At 34.5% G+C, this 591-nt stretch carries 1 protein-coding gene; it reads right to left on the bottom strand.

What is annotated here, in order from left to right; translation table 11 throughout:
- Positions 1-173: 173 nt before the first annotated feature.
- A partial coding sequence (locus MICAI_RS16360; RefSeq protein WP_039900379.1) for a Uma2 family endonuclease occupies positions 174-591 on the bottom strand: 418 nt, incomplete at its 5' end.

Here is a 591-nt window from a genome sequence, read left to right as displayed (position 1 = left end):
GGGAATATTTTTCAGTTTTGCTTTTGCTTCTGCAGTCCATTGTAGTTGATCGGAAAAATCTAGAGCTTCCATAGATTTAACATATAGTAGTCCGTCTATTATACCAAAAAAGATTAGCTATTTTGAGATAATGAGTTTCTTGATAGCGACTCTTTTTCACCTTTCTTTTAATTTTAGGTTTCTGCTAGGTCGAAATTTACTCTTTGATATAAATCTTGAAAAGAAATCTGCCAATCCACCGACAGCAATTGTAAAACCGCATTTTCCCCCGTGACGAAATCAATTAACCATTGCTCATCCTTTTGTTTATAGTAACGTTCCACACTATAACTAGATTGTTCAATCAGAATATATTCCTGAAAAGTTGGCAGAGAACGATAGAATTTAAACTTATCCCCTCGGTCATAAGCTTGGGTAGAATTAGAGAGAACTTCGACAATAATTAAAGGATTGATCACGTTAGATTGACTATTCCCTTGATAGAGAGGTTGACCTTTAATCACCATCACATCAGGATAGGTGTAAATGCTATAATCTGATAGCCATAAACGCACCGTTTCCATGTAGGTATAATAATCTTGATTATTGATA

The sequence above is a fragment of the Microcystis sp. T1-4 genome (assembly GCF_000297435.1).
Taxonomy (GTDB): domain Bacteria; phylum Cyanobacteriota; class Cyanobacteriia; order Cyanobacteriales; family Microcystaceae; genus Microcystis.
The sequence above is the reverse complement of the archived record's forward strand: the minus strand, read 5'-3'. Positions and strand labels throughout refer to the sequence as shown.